Origin of the sequence: Paenibacillus sp. FSL H7-0735 (assembly GCF_038008505.1) — a bacterium.
Lineage (GTDB): Bacteria > Bacillota > Bacilli > Paenibacillales > Paenibacillaceae > Paenibacillus_AQ > Paenibacillus_AQ odorifer.
This window is the reverse complement of the sequence record NZ_JBBOZH010000002.1, coordinates 829219-847880: the sequence shown is the minus strand read 5'-3', so window position 1 is coordinate 847880 and position 18662 is coordinate 829219. Positions and strand designations below refer to the sequence as shown.

Below are 18662 nucleotides of genomic sequence, written 5' to 3'. Positions count from 1 at the left end.
ATTACCTCATGCACTAATTTCTTTTGAAAATAAGCCGAATAGAAAAGGCGAGTTCCACTCATTTTGAGTGTGAATTCGCCTTTTTATATTGCTTAACCTAAATATCTGCTGTAGCTCTGACTCTTCCATGTGGCTATCCAGTTCATTATCAGTTCACACAAATTTGTTAGGATATGAAACATCAAAAGAGATATAGAGTATGACCAGGAGAGGAAGAGAAACAAATGAAAATATTAGAAGTTAAACATGTAAAGAAATCATATACTTTGTACGGTAAAGAAAAGGTGCCAGTACTCCATGATGTGAATCTAAGCTTTGAGACAGGTGAATTCGTCTCTATTCTAGGTGAGTCTGGCTGCGGAAAGTCCACACTGATGAACATCATTGGGGGAATGGACTCCGATTATGAGGGCGAGGTCCTTGTCCGCGGAAAGAATTTAAGCACGATGACCGAAAAGGAAATGGATGATTATCGCAAGAACAATATTGGCTTCGTTTTTCAAAATTTCAATCTGATCCCGCATCTGTCAGTTTTGGAGAATGTTACAGTGGCGATGCAGATGACGGATACCAGTGAGAAGGACCGCAATAAACGTGCTATAGATATTTTGACTGAGGTAGGCTTGAAAGAGCACCTGAAAAAACGTCCCAATCAGCTGTCCGGTGGACAGAAGCAAAGAGTGTCCATTGCCCGCGCGCTAGCGAATAATCCTGATATTATTTTGGCAGATGAACCTACAGGGGCCTTGGACAAGGATACCGGCGATCAAATTTTAGCCTTATTGGACAGCATAGCCAAAAGAGGGATATTGGTCATTACCGTGACCCACTCACAGAAAGTAGCCGACTCTGGTACCCGTATCGTAAAGGTTGAAGAAGGACGGATTAAAGATGATATTCAGTTAAAGGACCGCTCCTTGATTAGTTACGATGGAGGAGAGGGGTCATCCCGGAATCTCAGTTTATTTGCATCTTTTAAAATGGCTCTGCAGAATATGAAGCTCAACGCCAAACGTAATGTATTGGTAGCTTTGGGTGGGTCTATTGGTATTTTAAGCGTACTGTTGATGCTTTCCTTAGGGAATGGAATTACGAACTATATGAATGACGAAATTAATTCAAGTATGGATCCTTTACTCGTGGATATAACTAAACCCAGTGAAGAAGCTAAAGGCATGCAAGGTCCAGAGGCAATGATGTTGCCGGGCGAAACGTTTACGGCTGCCGATATTGAAACCATTCGAAATATTCCAAATGTTGATTATGTAGAAACCATCACTTCCATTTCGGGCAAATCTACTATGGTTTATGCAGATCAGACGGTTAGTCTTACACAATTAACTACCTTAACGGATGCTTTTGATAAAGAGACGATTACCGCAGGGGCTTTTCCAGAGGACAAAGAGATATTATTACCCGTGAAAACGGCAAGTAAATTAAGCGGAAACGACAGTCCAGAGTCTTTGGTAGGGAAGTCGATTCATCTATATATTAATGAAATGGATGCTAAGCATAAACCGGTCACATTGGAACAAGAAGTCACTATCTCTGGTATTTATGAAAGCACTGATCCAAGAGCGCAAATGCAACCCACGGGTTATCTTCCAGCGCAGACTTTGGAGCAAATGTATGCTGACAAGGGGATTACAATAGGTCCAATTCAAGTTAATGCTTTTGCAACCGATATGAAATATGTGAATGATATTAATGCAGCCGCTGTTGATGCTGGGTTCTCAGGTTCTCAATCGGCAAAAATCATGGAGCGAATCACAACTTATGTGAATATGGCTACTATAGTTCTCTCTGGTATTGCCGGGATTTCACTTCTCGTATCAGGGATCATGATATTGGTTGTGCTATATATCAGTGTAGTGGAACGGACTAAGGAAATCGGGATTCTTCGGGCAATTGGCGCAAGGAAAAAAGATATTAAGCGTATATTCTTTTCTGAATCAGCTTTATTAGGTGTATTCAGCGGTATCTTTGCAGTACTCTTTGCCATTGTCATTAGTTATGTGTTAAATATTTTCTTGGACAATGCTTTTGGAGTGAAACTTATTAATCTATCCGGTTATTATGTGTTATTTGGGATCGTTGTGAGTACCCTGATTAGTATTATCGCCGGTTTGATGCCATCCTCTAAGGCTGCCAAACTGGATCCAATGGAATCTCTACGATATGAATAAATAGGTTAGCGGAGAGGATAATTGAGAGATGAACACGATTCTAGTGGCGGATGATGATTCTCATATCCGTAGATTAATACGATTATATCTTGAAAAAAACCAATTTTCCGTAGTGGAAGCAGCAGACGGTCAAGAGGCATTAGACATTCTAGCGCATACAAAGATCGATTTGGCGATTGTAGATGTAATGATGCCGAATGTAGATGGTATTGAATTGACCGAAGATATCCGATCTTATATCGATATTCCAATTCTGATGGTTACAGCTAGAGGAGAATCTAAGGACAAAGTCAGAGGATTTAATGCCGGATCAGATGATTATTTAGTCAAACCGTTTGATCCCATAGAATTGGTCCTGCGGGTAAAATCACTATTAAAAAGATATCATTTAACCTCCTCGAGTGTGATTCAATTAGGCGCAGTGATGATTGATCTGGGGAATTTGACCGTTGTTGCGGCTCAGAGAACGGTGGAGTTGAAGAAAAAGGAATGTGAGTTGTTATTTGCTCTGGCGGGTTCGCCAGGGCAAATATTCACGCGTTCTCAGCTCATAGAAAATATTTGGGGTGTCGATTATGAAGGCGACGAGCGTACGGTAGATGTGCATATCAAACGTCTGAGAGAAAGACTTGAATCGATTCCCGAGCTAATTATTTCTACGGTAAGAGGACTTGGATACCGTCTGGAGTTGGCCTAAATGTTGAAAAAAAGTCTGCGTCTGCGTATTGTCATTACGTTCATTGGGATTGTGATCGTCAGCTTAATGATCTCTTTTTTGCTAAATGTACGGTTTTCCGAAAATAATGTGACCCCAAACCATATCTTCATTAGAGTAGCTGGAGACGTAGCAAAAGTGCTTAACCTAATCGATGATCCGGAAAAAGCACAGGCATTTACTAAACTACTCAATAAATATGGTGTCGATATTGCGAAAGTGAGAGTGAATGAGTGGAGTGATGCTGATTTTACAGTGGATAAGGAGAAGGTTTCCGCTCTATTTAAGCCAGATTCCTCAGACGCGGTGATGCTTAGTGATAAGTCTGGTGTTGCTATTGTTGGCATTCCCATCGTAGATAAAGATAAAGCTGCGCTAATCATTAAAATTGATTTTTCGTCGAGCTTGATCACATTCAGACGTAACGTATTTTTTACACTTCTAACGGTTTTAGTCATTGGAAGTTTACTGATTCTCTTGATGTCCGGTTTCATTGTGAAGCCTATCAAACGTCTGACGGAAGCTGCTAAGAAAATGGCATCAGGCGATTTATCTGTACGATTGACGCATAAAAATCAAGATGAGTTCGGGGAACTGATGGAAAGCTTTAATCATATGGCTAGTGAGCTGCAAAAGATAGATTCAGTTCGTGATGATTTTGTCAGCAATGTCTCTCATGAAATGCAGTCTCCACTTACGTCGATTAGAGGGTTTACTAGAGCGCTGCAAGATGGTGTCGTTCCAGTAGAAGAGCAAAAAGAGCATCTGGATATTATTTATCAGGAAACGCTGCGCTTATCCCGCCTAAGTGACAATCTGCTTAGATTAGCCTCGCTGGATTCAGAACATCATCCGGTTAATCTCACCACTTTTCAGCTGGATGAACAGTTAAGAAGAGCGATCGTTCTGGCGGAGCCACAATGGGCACAGAAAAACATTCAGATAGAATTAGATTTATTGCCCTGCGAAATTACGGTGGATAAAGATTTATTTGATCAAGTCTGGCAAAACCTAATCAATAATGCTATAAAATATACAAGCCAAGAGGGTATCATTCATGTCGAAATCGAGCGTTCTATAGCGTTTGTGAAGGTCTCTATTAAAGATTCTGGTCAAGGCATACCAGAGGAAGCATTGCCACGCATTTTTGATCGTTTTTATATGGTGGATAAAGCGCGGAGCAGCGTTCATAAAGGGAATGGACTTGGATTATCCATTGTATTAAAAATTCTAAAAATGCATGATTGTAAAATAGAAGTGGAGAGCAGGGTTGGGGTAGGAACCCAGTTTATCGTCTCGATCCCTATCTCTCAACCCTATGAATAGTTAATGAGCTGAAGCTTAAGGCAAACGCTGACCCTTTCATTTGTAAACCAAGCACTAGAAGACTCTCAAAAAGTTCCCAGAACTCGGTTCGCGCAAGCCATAGTTGCAGTAGGAACTGAACATTTGATCGGCATGATTGAATTAAACATTAGAAGCCATACGGACAGAAGCGGTGAAATCGGCTATATTGTCCATCCTGATGCCTGGGGACAGGGAGTCGCTACAGCAGCGGCCAAACGGATGTTAAAGTTCGGTTTTGAAGAACTGCAACTACATCGAATATACGCGACCTGTGACCCTAGGAATAGTGGATCATCCAAGGTGCTCACCAAGATAGGTATGACCTATGAAGGAAGATTAAGGGATGCTTTACTTATTAAAGATGGGTGGCGGGATTCATTGATGTTCAGTATGTTGGAGCATGAGTGGACGGTAGCCCGCTAAAAATTAACTCTTGCTTCCCACTGGTAAGTTCACTAGAATATAAGTATTAGCTTATATACTTTCGAAAGGAGGAGAGAAGGAATGCAGACACTAACGGAAATTGCTGAAGACTTGAAGCTATTCGGAGATAAGACCCGATTGGCAATGCTTTCTCTTCTGAAAGAGCGGGAATGGTGCGTGTGTGAATTCGTTGATATCTTTGACATTTCCCAGCCGGCGATTAGCCAGCATTTACGGAAATTGAAAAGTAGAGGAATCGTTAGGGAAAGCAAGCGGGGACAGTGGGTACATTATTCGTTAAATGTCGAGGATAAACCACATCTTAAGGCTGTTCTTCAACAGATGCCTAGTACCAAATCGATATTGGCTGAACTGAATAAAGAGGCTAAAGAGCCATGCTGCGACTAAATTTCAGGTAAGGATTTTTTTGATTTATATATAACCATATAGTTATATAATGATGTTGGATTGAAGTCACATGCTTATATAGGAGTGTTGAAAAAGATGTGGATTGGCAGTAAAAGGGGGATGGCACTTTGCCTATTGTAGCTATCCTTATATTTTTAGTAACTTTAATCCTTGTAATCTGGCAGCCCCGTAATTTATCGATTGGATGGTCAGCCTGCGGTGGCGCGATCATAGCTTTGCTAGCTGGGGTAGTCAGCTTTAATGATGTTCTGGATGTAACGCAGATCGTGTGGAATGCTACTTTAGCGTTTGTGGCTATTATTCTGATTTCTTTAATTCTGGATCGAATCGGATTTTTTGAATGGGCTGCTTTACATATGGCACGGGCTGCCCGCGGGAATGGCAGACGAATGTTTGTGTACGTCATCGTTCTTGGCGCGTTAGTGTCTGCATTTTTTGCGAATGATGGAGCGGCTCTGATTCTTACGCCTATTGTGCTTGCGATGGTAAGGGCGCTGCATTTTGATGAGAAAAAAGTATTTCCGTTTATTATCGCCAGCGGTTTTATTGCCGATACCACCTCACTGCCGCTCGTGGTCAGCAATCTGGTCAATATCGTATCGGCGGATTTTTTCGGGATTACGTTTATGGAGTATGCAGGCAAGATGATCATACCTACGCTGTTCTCACTTGTGGCGAGCATCGTGGTGCTCTATTTCTTTTTTCGCAAAAGTATTCCCAAGCACTTTAACGATTCACAGCTAAAAGATCCGCATGAGGCGATTAAAGACAAAAAAATGTTTCGGCTTTCATGGATTGTATTGGCTGTTCTATTAGTGGGATATTTTGTCAGCGAATTTTTAGGTATTCCGGTATCTGTGGTTGCGGGGATCATAGCTATTTTGTTCCTGCTTCTCGCGAGAAGAAGCCCTTTCGTCAAGGTGAAAGAAGTGATTACAGGAGCGCCTTGGGCGATTGTGTTCTTTTCTATTGGAATGTATGTCGTAGTATATGGACTTCGGAATGTTGGGCTGACGGATTTACTTGCTAAGATGATTGGGTCTATTGCTGATCAGGGCTTATTTGCCGCAACGATGGGTATGGGCTTCATAGCTGCATTGATCTCATCGCTGATGAATAATCTGCCTACCGTTCTGATTGACGCGCTTGCCATTGATGCGACGCATACCACTGGAATCATTAGAGAGGCTTTAATATATGCGAATGTTATAGGTTCGGACTTAGGACCGAAGATCACTCCGATTGGCTCACTCGCCACACTGCTGTGGCTACATGTACTTTCGGCTAAAGGCGTGAAGATTTCTTGGGGAACGTATTTTAAGACAGGTATTATTTTAACCATTCCAACGTTATTTATTACGCTTTTAGGTCTTTATATGTGGTTGTTAATTAACTAATTTGAATAGGGGAAGATCAAGATGAACAAGAGAACGATTTATTTTTTATGTACAGGGAATTCCTGCAGAAGTCAGATGGCTGAAGGCTGGGCTAAGCAATATCTAGGAGAAGGATGGAGCGTGTACAGTGCCGGTATTGAAGCTCACGGTCTAAATCCAAAAGCTGTACAAGCCATGAGCGAAGTAGGTATAGATATCACGGGCCAGACCTCGGATATTATTGATGCTAATCTGCTGAACAACGCGGATCTGGTCATTACCTTATGTGGAGATGCTGCGGATAAATGTCCAATGACCCCTCCGAAGGTCAAACGGGAACACTGGGGCTTCGATGATCCGGCAAAAGCGCAAGGGACGGATGAAGAGAAGTGGGCAGTGTTCCAGCGTGTGCGTGACCAGATTGGAGATAGAATCAAACATTTTGCGGAGACTGGTGAATAAGCAAAGGGAGGAAGTAACCTATTCTTTTAACTTAGGGTATTTCACCACTGGCCATTTCACTTTCCGTAAGGCATCGGTCACTTCGGGTCCAACGTTCAAATTACTTTGAACCAATTCATGGGGAGTGAGAGCCATCCATTGGTTCAGAGAGACGTCGGCAAAACGATCACTTTTGAACATTTCGAGGAACCACAACGATTCTTCTCCTGTGTTCTGAATATAATGTCCAAATGCAAAAGGAACATACCCAACATCGCCAGCCCTGTAATTAAAGGTACGTGCCGCACCGTTTCCGGCAAACACAGTCATCCGTCCTTTTCCGGTAAGATAATATTGCCACTCATCGTTGTTGGGGTGCCAGTGGAGTTCTCTCATTCCTCCAGGTTCAATCTCTACCAGTGCAGCAGCCACGGTCTTGGAGATCGGAAAGTTGCTGGAATCAACGATTCTGACGCTCCCGCCAGGAGTCTTCAATGGAGGCTGTGCCAATAGCGAATGTTTGAAACTCTGTGGAATTTCTCCGTAAGGCGACTGCACCTTTTGTCTTTGTAATGAGCCGGGAACTTGATCCTGATAAATGTAAACCTGTTCAGTGGGGATGGAGTCAAAGGTCTCGGCAGGTATTCCAAAGTTAGCTGAAAGAACCTCTTTGGGCGTATGGGCGAACCAATCGGAAATAGACAAGGTATTCAGATCAGAGAAGCTTCCGTCGTCGAAGACAAGGAGAAATTCACAGCCTTCTTCAAGACCTTGTATAGAGTGAGGAATACCCGGCGGAAAATACCATAGATCACCAGGTCCTACATCTGCTATAAAGTTCCGCCCATTCTGGTCCACAGCAGTAATCCGAGCGCGGCCTAACAGCATATAAGACCATTCCGCTTGCTGATGCCAGTGAAGCTCTCGTACTCCACCGGGGGTCAGGCTCATATTCACACCTGCCAGTGTAGTTGCGATAGGGAGTTCTCTGACGGTTACTTCTCTGGACCAGCCACCATGATTAAGCTGCATATGCGCATCGGAGAAAGAAAATTTCAAATTGGGAACCAGGCCCGCATCAGTCACCGGAGGAACGAACATATCCGGATTCTCAAGATCCCGCATAACATCGCGGGGGCCTTTATCTAATCCCCCTGTGCCATCGCTTCGGATGGGCTGGGGGATGTTTGTTTTTTTTGCCGAATCCTGTCCAGCAGAAGTCATAAGCTGTTCTCCTTTCTTGTTCCTTAAGAGTTCAATGAAAATATATGCGGAATGCTGTCTTTTATGATGGATAGCAGAAGTGGTACAAGTTGACATGTGTAGGGTCATCATTGATTATTACTAATAGAGGCTAAGGTTCTAGATGAACTGGAGAGGGGTTTGTGATGATTCACATCAAGGAGTCCTTACAACGATTAGGGAAAATAAAAGCTTATGTAATAGGTCTTTTAGTGATTATGTTCGCCGCGGGATCTGCGGTTACACCTACATCGGTGTCAGCAGCTGTCCAGTTAGGGACACAGGTAATGCCACTGTCATACGGGGGATATTACGTGCTTTTTCCAGGTAAACTCGCCCCTTATTTCAAAGCAGGTAAATTAATGGTGCCGATTCGAGCCTTCTCCAATGCGATTGGCGCAGATTTGCTCTATGACGCTCTGAGCAAGAGTGTTACTGTTTCACTGTTGGACCGATCTGTAGGAAATATTAAAGCAGGGCAGCTAGAGGCAGATTTTAATGGGGAGACCGTAGAATCATTAGGCGTTGCTCCAGAGGTAAAGGATGGCACTCTGTTTGTTCCGGCTTCCCCTATTTTAGAAGGGCTTAAGTCTTTTCGCTGGGAAGTGCAATTTAATAATGTGAATAAATTAACCCTTGGCATTGGAGCCAGAAAAGGGGAGGAATGGGTGAAGCCTGAGGCAGATCTTGCCCTTGCTCCTTATCCACTCGAAACGACAGCACATCCGTATCCTTTATATCCTACTATGCTAACGCAGGCTCAATCCGGGAAAGAATATAGATTAACCTTAGGCGTGCAAAATACCTCCGGATTCATCATCCCTAAAGGAAACGCGGAATTAGAGCTGGTGAGTGTGGACAGTAAAGGAAATTCTTTTTATCAAACGTTGAAAGGACCTGATTCGTTAACCTCTAAGGCGGCATTATTATCATTTTCCGTTTCCATTCCAACAGAGGCTGAATACGTCATTTTCAGGTCACGCACATTTAGAGCGCAATAAGGCAATTGCTATAGATTATTCAAACAAGCTAGACAGAGAGCGGGTAAAGAAACAGATGACAGGTAACAAAGAACAGCAATATCGCTTCAGCGAAGCACCGATTTGGGAATTGCAACGAACATATTATGAAGAGCAGGGATTAAAGGCTTGGAATAATGATCAGGTCCCGCAGTACATCACGAGTAACCCTATGATTGCGACAGCATACGCAGAGATGATCTTTGGATTCCTGCAAGACCGGGCTGGACAAGGGCATCTCTCAGAGACCGTTACGATTCTAGAACTTGGAGCTGGAGCAGGCCGGTTAGCCTTCCATGTGCTTAAAAAGCTATGTGAAATCGTAGACTACGCAGATATTCCTCTACCTCCTTTTCGTTATGTGATGAGCGATTTGCCTTCCAAAAATATATCCAGCTGGCAGCAGCACCCGAGCCTACTTCCTTACGTGAAGCAGGGTATTTTGGACTTCGCACGTTTTGATGCTGTGCAGGATGTAGAACTACATTTAGTACACGCTAAGCTCAGCATTCGGCCTGGTGATTTACAGCAGCCATTGGTGATTGTGGCAAATTATTTTTTTGACAGCATTCCGCAAGAATTAATTTATGTGGATGAAGGAAAAATATATGAATGTGAGGTTTCGATCCAGTATTCTGCGGAAGTTGATCCGGATAACCCCTCCGATGCGCTCGGCAAAATCATCCCGCAGTACCATTATCGGCGTGCGGCTAGTTATGAAGAGGAGACTTATCCCTATCATGACGTTATAGCGCTTTATCAGCAGAAGCTGGAGGATTCACATATACTCTTTCCGGTGGTGGGGCTCACTTGTCTGGAGCGGCTTGCGCGGCTCTCTACAGAGGGATTCGTGCTGCTTACAGCGGATAAGGGAGACCATCGCTTAGAGAACTGGGAATTTGCAGAACCTCCATTGCTGATTCATCACGGAAGCTTCTCTTTGACTGCGAATTATCATGCGATAGAACATGTGCTGAAACAAAAAGGGGCGCATTCAATATTCACCAGTCATCACTATAAAAACCTAAACATCGGCTGTATTCTTATGCTTCCAACTCCGTTGAGCTATACAAATACTCGGCTGGGTTACAAGCGGTTTATAGAACGTTTTGGTCCCGATGATTTCTTTAGTATGAAGGAATGGATGGATCAGCAATTAGATACGATGGGGCTGCAGCAAATTTTGGCCTTTTGGCGTTTGGGTGGGTATGATGCTGAATGGTTTATCCATAGTGCTGAACAGATTTCGGAGCTACTGCCCAGTGCCAGTGATGAAGAAATGCTGGATTTACAGCGAGGAATACAGTTGATGTGGACTGGCTATTATCCGATGGAACAGAGTTATGACCTGTCGCTAGATGCGGGGTTACTGCTGTATGAAATGGATAAATTCGCGGAAGCATTGGTTTACTTAGAACGCTCTATGCATGCCAATACGGAAGAACCATTAGCATCAGTGCTTTATAGCATGGCAATTTGTAACTACGAGCTAGGAGCTGAAGCTGCTGCATTGGAATACGCGCGTAGAGCTTTGGCTGCAGAGCCTGACAATGAAGTAGTATTGGAGCTTCTCACGGCGCTGAGCGAGGAATAAGCACATTTACATAGGGTTATCTTTTTGGTATCCTATACAAAATAATCAAACGCGATGACGAGAAGAGTACATGAAATCATTCCTTCACAGAGAGCCCTGGATGATGAGAACAGGGTAAGGGGGATTTTATCGAAACAAGCCTCTGAGCGGCATATCGGAACCGGACTAAGGGGATGGTATGACGGGAGCTCCTGTTATAGAGCTAGAGTATAAGCACTGCGTAAGATGTTTTGCCGTACTTGATGAGATTAATATGGTGACATATTAATGAACCTGGGGTGGTACCGCGAGAATTTCGTCCCCAAGACCATAAGTCTTGGAGGTGAGGTTCTTTTTATTTTGCAGATTAAGCAGGCGGATATCACTTATAAACAGGAGGTAACACCAATGAACGAGGAACCGGAAGTATTAGCAGAGAGCTACATCGACAGATTGATTCAAGAAGAGCTGGGAGCAGGGACTTACAGTAGAGATATTTGCACGAGATTTCCACCTGAGCCTAACGGGTATCTGCATATTGGCAGTGCGTATGCTATTCACACGAACTATACGACTGCGAAAAAGTATGGCGGGAAGTTCCATTTGCGCTTTGATGACACCAATCCTTTAAAAGAGGATCTGGAGTATGTAAATGCCATCATCGAAGATATTCAATGGATGGGCTATCCACCGGACCATATTTTTTATGGATCAGATTATTCTGAGAAAATATACAATAGCGCAGTTACGTTAATCCGAAAAGGAAAGGCTTATGTCTGTGATTTATCACCTGAAGAGGTGACGGCTTATAGAGGGACACTTACGGAGCCGGGAAAAAACAGCCCATTCCGGGAGCGTTCTGTTGAAGAGAATTTGCGGTTATTTACGGAGATGAAAGATGGAGTTTATCCGACGGGAGCCAGAGTGTTGCGGGCTAAAATAGATATGAGCTCACCTAATATCAACTTACGTGATCCGGTGATTTACAGAATCATTCATGCGGAGCATTATAGAACGGGTAACGAATGGTGTATCTATCCGATGTATGATTTTGCCCATCCTATACAAGATGCTATCGAAGGGATTACGTATTCCTTATGCTCGATTGAATTTAAGGATCATCGGCCGCTCTATGAGTGGGTACTGAATGAGCTGGATACCCCTGAGGCTCCCAAGCAAAGAGAGTTTGGACGGGTGAACATCACCGGAGTTGTGACGAGTAAACGGTATATCAGGCAACTGGTTACAGGCCATTATGTGGACGGTTGGGATGACCCAAGACTTCCTACGCTTCGCGGTTTACGCAGAAGAGGTTTTACACCGGAGAGTATCCGGAATTTTGTGAAGGAAATTGGATTTGTCAGAAATAGCACCATTGTGGATATTGCCATGTTAGAGCATGCGCTTAGACAAGATTTGAAGGCAAAGGTTCCAAGTGTGATGGCTGTTCTTAAGCCTTTAAAAGTGGTCATTACTAATTATCCTGAGGATCATAATGAAGGGCTGACGATTGAGAATAACAGTGAAGATAAGTCACTTGGGGAAAGAGAGGTTCCTTTTTCACGAACCCTTTATATTGAACAAGAAGATTTCATGGAGGAGCCGCCAAAAGGTTATCACAGGCTGACTATGGGGAACGAGGTAAGGCTAAAGGGTGCTTATTTCATTAAATGCAACGAAGTAATCAAGGACGAAGTTACCGGAGAAATCCTAGAGCTTCGCTGCACCTATGATCCGAGAACGAAGAGCGGAAGCGGGTTTAATGAACGGAAGGTTAAGGCAACCATTCACTGGGTATCGGCAGATCATGCTATCAAAGCTGATGTTCATCTATATGAGCGGCTGCTGAAAGATAACGACGGTCCTAAAGAAGACGGTGAGCGCTGGGACGCGTATCTTAATCCGGATTCCTTGACGATCCTGAAGGATTGTTTGCTGGAGCCATCGATGGGCAACGCAACGCCAGAAGATAAATTTCAATTGATCCGGCATGGATTTTTCTGTGTGGATACGAAGTACACCACGGCAGATAAGCTGGTGCTGAATCGGATAGTACCGCTGAAGGACACATGGAAGAAAAATTCATAAGCAGCTTAAGCTAGGCGAAGATCGGGTAATTTCTGATCATCGTCTTGCTTTTTTTTGTTATTGGTCATAAGTATTATAAGCAAATGAAAATTCCATATGAAACATATTTACATTTTTCAGAAATAAGCATATACTTTAAATATAAGTTGCACAGGGGAAACTTTCGTGTATATAGACAACTTTTTCAGGGCAAGAGGAGGAATTGAAATGCTCGAACAAACTTTAGTAGAACAACCACATATAAAACAACATAAGAACTCTGTTTCAGCACAAGCCGTACTTAACGGGGAGATCAAAGGGATTAAACGATTACTTCCTTTCCTAGGCCCAGCTTTTATCGCTGCAGTTGCTTATCTGGATCCGGGTAATTTTGCCACCAATATTACGGCAGGCTCCAAATATGGATATCTTTTATTGTGGGTGATCGTAGCCTCGAATCTAATGGCTGTATTAATCCAAGCGTTATCCGCCAAGCTGGGGATTGCGACAGGCAAGAACTTGCCTGAGATCGCTCATGATCGTTTTCCGAAGAGTGTATCTATCTTCTTATGGATTCAAAGTGAACTGGTGATTATAGCTACGGATCTGGCAGAGTTTATCGGGGCGGCATTAGGATTATATCTCTTATTTGATATTCCCATGCTGCCAGCAGCACTGATTACTGCGGTGGGTTCATTTGCTATCTTAGAGCTGCAACGCCGGGGATACCGCTCCCTTGAGGCAGGGATTGCCGCAATGATCCTTATAGTCGTATTAGCCTTCGCTTTTCAAGTTATTGTAGCTAAACCGGATATGGGAGCAGTTGCCGTAGGCATGTTTACACCTAAGTTTGAAGGGGTGGACAGCATCCTTTTGGCCGCAGGAATTCTAGGTGCAACCGTGATGCCACATGCGATTTACCTGCATTCATCACTTACACAGAACCGTATCGTCGGGGTGAATGAATCGGAGAAAAAACAGATTTTCAAATTGGAATTTATAGATATTATTATTGCGATGATTATCGCAGGTGCAGTAAATATGGCTATGGTTATTGTCTCTGCGGCATTGTTTTTCAAAAATGGTCTCGTGGTTGAGGATCTGGATGTCGCGTTTCAGCAATTTGGTCACTTAGCTGGGCCAGTAACGGCGATCTCGTTTGGGCTGGGACTACTCATTGCGGGACTGTCGAGTTCCTCCGTAGGGACTATGGCTGGCGATGTGGTTATGCAAGGCTTCATCAACAAAAGAATTAACCTGTACTTGCGCCGTGCGATTACCATCATTCCCCCACTAGCGATCATTGGTTTTGGTGTGAATCCAACGAAGGCACTCGTAATAAGTCAAGTGATTTTGTCCTTTGGGATTGCGTTCGCGTTGATTCCACTGGTTGTGTTTACAAGCAACCGCCAGATTATGGGCGGGTTAGTGAACCGCAAAATGACAGCCACTCTGGGCTGGATTATCTCCGGTCTGGTTGTATCGTTGAACTTGTTCTTGGTCTATCAAATGCTCGTATAAGGAAGCAGTCAAAAGAGCCCGACCCACAAATCTCCTCAGATCATACCTGAGAGATACATGGGTCGGGCTTTTTTTTTGGAGGGTTGTTCCAGCCAGTTATTTAAAATAATCTGCTACGCCTTCGGCGATGGCTTTAGCCGCTTTTTTCTGATAGGAGGTCTTGCGGACAATGGACTCGTCTATAGGATTGGTAAGGAATCCAAGCTCGACCAAGGTAGCTGGAATCCGATTCTCCCTTAGGATGTGATAATCGCCAAAGGACAACCCGTTGCTCTTCAGACCGATGCCTTGCCCCAGCCGGGTTTCAATCGCCCGCGCGAGCTTCAAATCATCCGCTTCTGAATAAAAGAAGGTCAACGTTCCGGACACATTTTTAGGTGAAGAATTATAATGAACGCTTACAAAAGCATCAGCACGCAGGGCTTGGCTCATCTGAACACGACGTGCTAACGTGGGCTTTTGATCGTCTCGGGTGCGAGTCATCTCTACCCGTGCTCCTTTAGCAACAAGAGCATCCCGGACATAAAGTGCAGTGTGCAGATTCAAATCCTTTTCCATGGTGTTATATGTAGTGCCGAGCATGCCCGGATCACTGCCGCCATGACCAGGATCGATGACGATTAGCTTTCCTCGTAGTCCGCCTTTATGCTGGACGGTGCTTATGCTGCTTGTACTGCTTGGTGTGCTTCCGCTTCGGATATATTGCTCTGCCACCCAACCAGTTTCACCGCTGGCTGTGCGAATTCGAGCCCAGCCGTTCTGATGAAGAAGGAGAGTGACTGTATCCTTGGCTTTTAAAGAACCGAGCACCTTATATTGTGTTCCTGGGCCACTTCGGATGCGTAGAGAATCAGCCGTGACTGTAGCCTTTGAAGTTCTACTAGAAGCATTGGCTGATGTTGACGAGGCAGTATTGGTTTTAGTAGCAATAGACGTTCCAGAAGCGCTGGATTGCAGGGAGTTGCTGTTCACCTTTTTTAGGTAATAACCCGCTACCCAGCCAGAGGTGCTCCCCGCCTTAACCTTTAACCATCCGTGCTGCTCATCAGTCACAGTAACCCGAGCCCCATTCTTAATTGATCCTACAACAGTTGCATTCTTAGCCGGTTCATCGCGTACATTTAAAGAACTCGCATATACCTGTGCGGTATAACTTCCCGCTGCTGTCTTTGCTTCAGCAGACTGTGGCGCTGCTATACCCAAAAGGCAAGCTGTGAGCAGGGTGACACCTATCATTTTGTTCATAGTATCCTCGCTTTTTGAGAGTAGTCGTAATTCCTTACCCAATTTACGAGGTTTAGAATAATATTTTTTGAGAATAAGGCCTCTTTTCTGGTGGTCAAAAGACTTGTATAATTATTACATATCGGGAAAGAGGATGAAGGAGCATTGCCGTGACTAAACCAAAGCTATTCATTGGATCTTCCAGGGAGTCTATACGTTATGCAAGAGCGATTCATGAGCAGCTGAAGAGGGATGCTGAAGTGCATCCTTGGTATGCCAACGCTTTTCGTGCGAATGAATACACCATGGAGGCGTTGGAGAGAAATTTGGATGAGAGCGATTTTGCCGTATTTGTGTTCTCGCCAGATGATGTCGCCAAAATCCGTGGTAAATATTATTATGTGACCCGCGATAATACGGGGTTTGAAATGGGTTTGTTTTGGGCTAGATTGCGGCGCAGCCGTGTTTTTTGTCTAGTACCTGATCAGGTAACTGCGCGTGATGATCTGATCCCTGGAGAAAATGTAGAAGAATATCATCTGCTATCTGATTTAGCAGGAATTACATCGTTAGAGTATGAAGTGCATCACGATAATCCTACGGCTGCTGTGGATGTGAGCTGTGGTAAGATTATTGATAGTATTCAAGAGCGTGGAAGATTCCGTGACCCGCTTAAAGATTTAGAGCAGCTAAAGATGGATTTAAGGCGCAAGGAAAGTATCCTTCATTTTTTTTGGCAATATAATAGTAATGTGACCATCTCCGAGAATGGAGAGAAGTATCACGCACTTAGTGAGGCGATACGCAATTCCTTTTTACCTCCGAAGCATTGTCGTGTAATCGGTGCAGCCATCTGGCAGGCACAAGCGAAGGAACAACTAGTTCAGGTGGGGGGGAATGTCGGACGCGGTCACTCCTATCCCTTGTCTGTAACGAAAGGGAATGAGAAGCAGCCTAGTGTGGTAGATGCATTTTTATCGAGTAAATGGACTTTTTTTCAACGCACGGAAGTTGCAGAGGTATATATCCTATGCTATCCTCTAGGTAAGAAGTATGTTCTTTCCGTTCATTTCTCAGGAAGTGATGGATTATCTGCAGATGATCTTAAGGCGGTAGTTGGGAATAATCAGGATTTATTCCGTACCATCAATCATTTAGTAGGAGAGGATTCAGCATGAAGAGAATAAAAGGTATTAACAGCTTATCCGATGCTGTTCTCCGATCTGCGAGTGGTGGGAGCAGGAGTGCAGGCGGCGATGACAAAAGCACCAAAAGAAAAGCAGGCTCGAGTCATTCTACTCAGCAGCCAGCTTCAGCTCAGATTTATACTGCACCTTCTTTGGACGGCGGAGACGACGAATATAAGAAGCTTATCAGCGGAAAAGTAGATAATAATAAACCATCCTTTGCGTGATTTTTTTATAAAAAGGGGGCCTCAGCCGTTGGCTTGAGGGCCCCTTTTTGGTATTCCATTCTAACGGCTGTTCTTCTTGGCGATCTCCCGCCGTACGACAGGTGCAACCTCTGTTGCCAAAAGCTCAATGGCTTTGGCTACCTTAGCGTAAGGAAGGCCACCGATATCGAGCTGAGTCATAAAGCGGCTATGACCGAACAGCTCATGCTGATAGAGAATTTTTTCGATAATTTGCTGCGGGCTGCCCACAGCCATCGTGTTATCAGCAGATACATATTGCCCAAAGTCATCACGAGACACCTTGTACTCTTGACCCGGTTTTGGACTGATAGAGTTACGGTAACTATAGTAGTAAGGGTAATATTCATCCAACGCCTGCTGTGAGGTTTCAGCAATGTAGCCGTGGCTAGTGATCGCAATCTTTAGATCCTCAGGTGCATGTCCTGCTTGAATTCCGGCACGCCGATAGGTTGCGGCAAGCTCTTGAAAAGGCTCTGGACTGCCGCTTAGGATGGCGATAGCCATTCCGGTCCCGAGCATCCCGGCCTTCTCCGCGCTTTCTGGAGAACCGCCTACACCAATCCAGAGTGGAAGATTCTCCTGTAATGGACGTGGAGCAATCTCCGAATCCTTCAGCGATGAACGGAAGGAGCCCTCCCAGTTCATAACTTCATGTTTGTTAAGCTCCAAGAGTAAATTGATATTCTCGGAGAATAGACGGTGATAATCTTCAAGCTCATACCCGAAGAGCGGAAAAGACTCCACAAACGCACCACGCCCCGCAATAATCTCTGCACGACCATTCGACAGCAAGTCCAGTGTGGCGAAATCCTCGAACACCCGCACAGGATCAATGGTGCTTAATACGGTTGTTGCGCTCGTTAGTTTAATTCTGCTAGTAACCTGAGAAATGGCAGCCAGCACGACTGGCACCGAAGAAATTACAAAATCAAGACGATGATGCTCACCTACACCAAATACATCAAGTCCCGCCTCATCTGCCAGCTTAGCTGCAGCCACGACTTCGTCGAGACGTTGTTTTGGACTGATCTTGTTCCCTGTATGACAATCCGCAACGATGTCTCCTAAGGTATAGATACCAAATTCAAAATCGGATGCTGGTGCTGCGGTTGCTTCGTTACTCATGCTCACAAACCCCTTGTTATTCATATATTTGCTAAAGCCTGTCCGTGTATGGAGGAATGTGATTATTATAACACAATGACTTACAAAATGTAAGTTTGTGAGTAAATGTTTTGATTTCTTCTGTTGTTTTTGACAAAATGGAATAATAATTCATAAGGGTTATATCCTGCTCGTCTGATGTTATTATATTTGATTTTAAGAATCTATCCAAATGAGGCAGTTACTTATATGAGGAGGAGTTTGGTGCCTGGGACATGACATGTATGTAGCCCAGACCGATGGGAAATTGGTTGCTATTGATCTAAACGGTATGATAATTGTGCAGATTAAAGGGACGTTAACTGCTTTCAAGGAGCCTCAGGCTCTAAAAATGAAATAATCGAATCTACAACGGCTCTCCGATAAACATCCGGCAGAGTCGTTTTTTAGTGGAATGATTCCACAATCCCCGTGCGAAAAATACAAATCTATTTTATGATAATAAGGTTATATGATGAGTAGACTGTAAGTTAACGAAATTACATAGAAGGACCGAGGGA

Annotated in this window: 16 protein-coding genes and 1 other annotated feature; of the genes, 13 read left to right on the top strand and 3 right to left on the bottom strand. The window is 44.0% G+C overall.

Annotation, left to right across the window (positions count from 1 at the left end; translation table 11 throughout):
• The first annotated feature begins 224 nt into the window (after window positions 1-224).
• The 7 genes from NSS82_RS31330 (at window position 225) to arsC (ending at window position 6938) form a co-directional block, all read left to right on the top strand.
• Window positions 225-2186 carry an ABC transporter ATP-binding protein/permease gene (locus NSS82_RS31330; protein ID WP_076273495.1) on the top strand — a complete coding sequence of 654 codons (1962 nt, stop codon included), beginning with the start codon at window positions 225-227 and terminating at the stop codon, window positions 2184-2186.
• A gap of 28 nt (window positions 2187-2214) precedes the next feature.
• On the top strand, window positions 2215-2883 hold the full coding sequence (locus NSS82_RS31325; RefSeq protein ID WP_038573388.1) for a response regulator transcription factor: 669 nt from the start codon (window positions 2215-2217) through the stop codon (window positions 2881-2883).
• Window positions 2884-4227 carry a sensor histidine kinase gene (locus tag NSS82_RS31320; protein WP_081386704.1) on the top strand — a complete coding sequence of 448 codons (1344 nt, stop codon included), beginning with the start codon at window positions 2884-2886 and terminating at the stop codon, window positions 4225-4227.
• A 27-nt stretch (window positions 4228-4254) separates the two neighbouring features.
• Window positions 4255-4671, top strand: a complete 417-nt coding sequence (locus NSS82_RS31315) for a GNAT family N-acetyltransferase (protein WP_081386705.1) — start codon at window positions 4255-4257, stop codon at window positions 4669-4671.
• A gap of 81 nt (window positions 4672-4752) precedes the next feature.
• Window positions 4753-5079, top strand: a complete 327-nt coding sequence (locus NSS82_RS31310) for an ArsR/SmtB family transcription factor (protein WP_036680319.1) — start codon at window positions 4753-4755, stop codon at window positions 5077-5079.
• A gap of 128 nt (window positions 5080-5207) precedes the next feature.
• Window positions 5208-6497 carry an arsenic transporter gene (locus tag NSS82_RS31305; RefSeq protein WP_076273496.1) on the top strand — a complete coding sequence of 430 codons (1290 nt, stop codon included), beginning with the start codon at window positions 5208-5210 and terminating at the stop codon, window positions 6495-6497.
• 21 nt (window positions 6498-6518) lie between these two features.
• The gene (arsC, locus tag NSS82_RS31300; RefSeq protein ID WP_076104175.1) at window positions 6519-6938 is read left to right on the top strand and encodes an arsenate reductase (thioredoxin); all 420 of its coding nucleotides are present in this window, start codon (window positions 6519-6521) and stop codon (window positions 6936-6938) included.
• An 18-nt stretch (window positions 6939-6956) separates the two neighbouring features.
• Here the strand turns inward: arsC and NSS82_RS31295 are convergent, their stop codons facing one another.
• Window positions 6957-8141, bottom strand: a complete 1185-nt coding sequence (locus NSS82_RS31295; RefSeq protein ID WP_076104176.1) for an oxalate decarboxylase family bicupin — start codon at window positions 8139-8141, stop codon at window positions 6957-6959.
• A gap of 164 nt (window positions 8142-8305) precedes the next feature.
• On the opposite strand from NSS82_RS31295, the gene NSS82_RS31290 reads away from it, so the two are divergent.
• The 4 genes from NSS82_RS31290 to NSS82_RS31275 all read left to right on the top strand — a co-directional run bounded on the left by NSS82_RS31290 (window position 8306) and on the right by NSS82_RS31275 (window position 14339).
• Window positions 8306-9160 (top strand): copper amine oxidase N-terminal domain-containing protein, encoded by an 855-nt coding sequence (locus tag NSS82_RS31290; RefSeq protein WP_038573382.1) that lies wholly within the window; start codon window positions 8306-8308, stop codon window positions 9158-9160.
• 55 nt (window positions 9161-9215) lie between these two features.
• Window positions 9216-10772: an SAM-dependent methyltransferase gene (locus NSS82_RS31285; protein WP_038573381.1), complete on the top strand. Its 1557-nt coding sequence runs from the start codon at window positions 9216-9218 to the stop codon at window positions 10770-10772.
• A 45-nt stretch (window positions 10773-10817) separates the two neighbouring features.
• Window positions 10818-11078, top strand: a binding site (T-box leader).
• A gap of 81 nt (window positions 11079-11159) precedes the next feature.
• Window positions 11160-12839 carry a glutamine--tRNA ligase/YqeY domain fusion protein gene (locus tag NSS82_RS31280; RefSeq protein ID WP_076146298.1) on the top strand — a complete coding sequence of 560 codons (1680 nt, stop codon included), beginning with the start codon at window positions 11160-11162 and terminating at the stop codon, window positions 12837-12839.
• A 207-nt stretch (window positions 12840-13046) separates the two neighbouring features.
• A complete protein-coding gene (locus NSS82_RS31275; RefSeq protein ID WP_051491117.1) occupies window positions 13047-14339 on the top strand; it encodes an Nramp family divalent metal transporter in 1293 nt (430 codons plus the stop codon).
• A gap of 96 nt (window positions 14340-14435) precedes the next feature.
• Here the strand turns inward: NSS82_RS31275 and NSS82_RS31270 are convergent, their stop codons facing one another.
• The gene (locus NSS82_RS31270) at window positions 14436-15584 is read right to left on the bottom strand and encodes an N-acetylmuramoyl-L-alanine amidase (protein WP_076104179.1); all 1149 of its coding nucleotides are present in this window, start codon (window positions 15582-15584) and stop codon (window positions 14436-14438) included.
• A gap of 149 nt (window positions 15585-15733) precedes the next feature.
• On the opposite strand from NSS82_RS31270, the gene NSS82_RS31265 reads away from it, so the two are divergent.
• Complete coding sequence (locus tag NSS82_RS31265) at window positions 15734-16741, top strand: TIR domain-containing protein (protein WP_170914300.1); 1008 nt, start codon at window positions 15734-15736, stop codon at window positions 16739-16741.
• Entirely contained in the window at window positions 16738-16977 is a 240-nt protein-coding gene (locus tag NSS82_RS31260) for a hypothetical protein (protein WP_076273497.1), read from the top strand. Before NSS82_RS31265 ends, NSS82_RS31260 begins: the two co-directional genes overlap by 4 nt.
• Before the next feature lie 60 nt (window positions 16978-17037).
• Here the strand turns inward: NSS82_RS31260 and NSS82_RS31255 are convergent, their stop codons facing one another.
• Window positions 17038-18123, bottom strand: coding sequence for an LLM class flavin-dependent oxidoreductase (locus NSS82_RS31255; RefSeq protein ID WP_076273498.1), 1086 nt, complete (start codon window positions 18121-18123; stop codon window positions 17038-17040).
• Window positions 18124-18662: the final 539 nt, after the last annotated feature.

Coding starts and splice junctions, on each gene's coding strand:
- NSS82_RS31285 (WP_038573381.1), top strand. CDS start 9,216: ATGACAGGTAACAAAGAACAGCAATATCGCTTCAGCGAAGCACCGATT.
- NSS82_RS31320 (WP_081386704.1), top strand. CDS start 2,884: ATGTTGAAAAAAAGTCTGCGTCTGCGTATTGTCATTACGTTCATTGGG.
- NSS82_RS31330 (WP_076273495.1), top strand. CDS start 225: ATGAAAATATTAGAAGTTAAACATGTAAAGAAATCATATACTTTGTAC.
- NSS82_RS31290 (WP_038573382.1), top strand. CDS start 8,306: ATGATTCACATCAAGGAGTCCTTACAACGATTAGGGAAAATAAAAGCT.
- NSS82_RS31260 (WP_076273497.1), top strand. CDS start 16,738: ATGAAGAGAATAAAAGGTATTAACAGCTTATCCGATGCTGTTCTCCGA.
- NSS82_RS31295 (WP_076104176.1), bottom strand. CDS start 8,141: ATGACTTCTGCTGGACAGGATTCGGCAAAAAAAACAAACATCCCCCAG.
- NSS82_RS31280 (WP_076146298.1), top strand. CDS start 11,160: ATGAACGAGGAACCGGAAGTATTAGCAGAGAGCTACATCGACAGATTG.
- arsC (WP_076104175.1), top strand. CDS start 6,519: ATGAACAAGAGAACGATTTATTTTTTATGTACAGGGAATTCCTGCAGA.
- NSS82_RS31255 (WP_076273498.1), bottom strand. CDS start 18,123: ATGAGTAACGAAGCAACCGCAGCACCAGCATCCGATTTTGAATTTGGT.
- NSS82_RS31270 (WP_076104179.1), bottom strand. CDS start 15,584: ATGAACAAAATGATAGGTGTCACCCTGCTCACAGCTTGCCTTTTGGGT.
- NSS82_RS31325 (WP_038573388.1), top strand. CDS start 2,215: ATGAACACGATTCTAGTGGCGGATGATGATTCTCATATCCGTAGATTA.
- NSS82_RS31275 (WP_051491117.1), top strand. CDS start 13,047: ATGCTCGAACAAACTTTAGTAGAACAACCACATATAAAACAACATAAG.
- NSS82_RS31310 (WP_036680319.1), top strand. CDS start 4,753: ATGCAGACACTAACGGAAATTGCTGAAGACTTGAAGCTATTCGGAGAT.